This is a genomic window from Rhizobium mesoamericanum STM3625 (genome assembly GCF_000312665.1).
In the GTDB taxonomy this organism is placed as follows: domain Bacteria; phylum Pseudomonadota; class Alphaproteobacteria; order Rhizobiales; family Rhizobiaceae; genus Rhizobium; species Rhizobium mesoamericanum.
The window spans coordinates 549,511-551,965 of record NZ_HF536778.1 but is presented as its reverse complement, the minus strand read 5'-3'; the positions used below and the strand labels follow the sequence as shown (position 1 = coordinate 551,965).

2 protein-coding genes are annotated in these 2,455 nt (G+C 57.2%); one reads left to right on the top strand and one right to left on the bottom strand.

Features of this window, described 5'->3' with window-relative positions:
* The first annotated feature begins 64 nt into the window (after positions 1-64).
* On the top strand, positions 65-1,486 hold the full coding sequence (locus BN77_RS31250) for an ISNCY family transposase (protein WP_007539883.1): 1,422 nt from the start codon (positions 65-67) through the stop codon (positions 1,484-1,486).
* A 6-nt stretch (positions 1,487-1,492) separates the two neighbouring features.
* On the opposite strand, the gene BN77_RS31245 is transcribed toward BN77_RS31250, so the two are convergent.
* Entirely contained in the window at positions 1,493-2,230 is a 738-nt protein-coding gene (locus BN77_RS31245) for a hypothetical protein (protein WP_007539880.1), read from the bottom strand.
* Positions 2,231-2,455: the final 225 nt, after the last annotated feature.

Sequence of the window (2,455 nt, the reverse complement as noted above, 5' to 3'; positions counted from 1 at the left end):
CCAACGTTGGGAGCAAGGATGACGATCTTCAGCCTGGTCGAGACCATGAACGGTCGGAGTCGTGATGTCTTGTTTGATCACCATGTCGCAGAAAGAGTTGCATCGCCTTGAACTTATCCAGAAGATCCGTGACCAACGCCTAAGCGTTGTCCAGGCTGCCGAACGGCTCGACCTCAGTCGAAGTCAGGTCCATCGGCTGCTGCGGGCCTATGACCGGGATGGTCCGGCCGGCCTTGTTTCAAAGAAGCGATCACGACCAAGCAACCGGCGCCATAGCGAAGAGTTTCGCAATGCGGTGCTGGATCTGATCCGCGAGCGCTATCTGGATTTCGGTCCGACGCTGGCACGCGAGAAGCTGCTCGAGTTGCACCAGATCTCGGTCGCCAAGGAGACGCTGCGGCAATGGATGACCGAGGCTGGTATCTGGATTTCGCGTCGTGAACGCAAGAAACGGGTTTTCCAGCCACGTGGTCGGCGCGACTGCTTTGGCGAACTGGTGCAGATCGACGGATCGCATCACTGGTGGTTCGAGAACCGCGGCCCCAAATGCGCCCTGCTCGTCTATATCGATGACGCCACCGGCAAGCTATTGCACCTGCGTTTCGCCGGATCGGAGAATACGTTCGACTATCTGCATGCGACAAAGGATTATCTGCAGCAGTGGGGCAAGCCGTTGGCTTTCTACAGCGACAAACATGGTGTCTTTCGATCGACGCATCCGTCGAAGAAGGACAGGACAAGCGGTCTGACGCAGTTCGGCCGGGCGCTTTATGAGCTTAACATCGATATCATCTGCGCCAACACCCCTCAGGCCAAGGGTCGGGTGGAACGTGCCAACCAGACATTGCAGGATCGGCTTGTGAAGGAATTACGGCTTCGCGGCATTGATACGATCGAAGCTGCCAATTCCTATGCGCCTGAGTTCATTGCGGATTTCAACACTCGCTTTGGCAAGCAACCACGCAATCCAAAGGACATGCACCGACCGCTGGCCAACCACGAGAACCTCGATGGTGCCATGTGCCGGAAGGAAGTCCGCACGCTGTCGCAATCTCTGACGCTACGCTACGACAAGGTGTTGTTCATTCTCGATCCGACCGAGATTTCCAGGCCACTGGCTGGCCAGAAAGTGATCGTCTGCGACTACCCGGACGGACGGCTCGAGATCATGCACGAGAGTTTTTCCCTGCCCTACAGGACCTTCGATACGTTGCGCTCGGTGCATCGTGCGGAGGTCGTCGACAACAAGCGGCTGGACGACATGCTGTCGATCGTCGCCGAGTTGCAAGCCGGCCGAGAACAGCAACGCAGCAAGAGTGGTCCCCGACGCACCGGGCAGAAGGATCATATGTTTGGCATTCGGGACGGTAGCACAGCCAACGGCTATCAGAAGCGGGGACGCAAGCCGAGGACAGATTACATGAACGATCCGGCGGTGATTGCACGGCGAGAGAAAGCGTTATTGAGGCAACCAGCGGCGGAATAAAGATCGTCAGTGCACGCCGATGTCGCTCTGCGCATCCGATTCCAATTGCAGGCAGGCTGGCCAAAGTGGCGTCTTGTGGAAGGAACCGTCCTGGAGGACCGTGAGCCCCTCTCTTGCTTCATAGAGCAAGCCGAGCCAGCACAAGCGCCGTAAGACGCCGTATTTTAGATCGGATTTCAGCTTCCAGGCTTCCAGGGTCATTTCGGTGTCCGACAGAGGCGCCAGATCTGGATAGAGGATTTTCACAACCTCCATTGGCGTGCAACCTTCTCTGGCCTTGATATTGAGAAGATTGAGGAACATGCGCCACCAGCGCAACCGCGCTTGCACCTCCTCTTCCCGTTCGGTGGCGTGGATGTAGGAATAGAGATAATCCGTGGCGACCAGATCGAAGAAGGCGTTAGGGTTCACCAGAAACTCCCGGCCGCGTCTGGTTGGCAGCAGCACATCCTTTTTCCGGCGAAGAAGCTTCAGATGACGGGTCATGTCGCGCACGACCCAGAGCGGCGGCATGTCGCGTTCATTGAGCACCTTGTGCATGCTGTAGAGGTCTTCGGCTGTAAAGTCGGGCCAGAGGAAGTTAACAGCGGCCCAATGCACGAACTTGCGGTTCATGGCGCCGGTTGCCGTCAATCCTATGCCCCCCTCACCGTCAGCATAGGCAACAGAAAGAAGCATGCCGCGAAGAAGTGGTGACAGCGCGGCGACATCGACGTCACCTTGCAGGTTGATTTCCGGAAGCATCGTGCGGCTTTGATCCCCAACTGCGCCATGCAAGTGCTAGCGAGTATCGAGCGGTAAAAGAACAATTGCCAGTGAGAAAGCTAAAGCCGAAGGGGAATGTTATCACCCGCCCCCGCTCCGCCCTTTCAACCCGGCCCAGCCGGCCGGATCGGGGGCTGATTGTCACAGCCAGTGTCGCATTTCTAACTGGCTGACAATGTCGCGCCTCTAGCCAGCTTTGACATT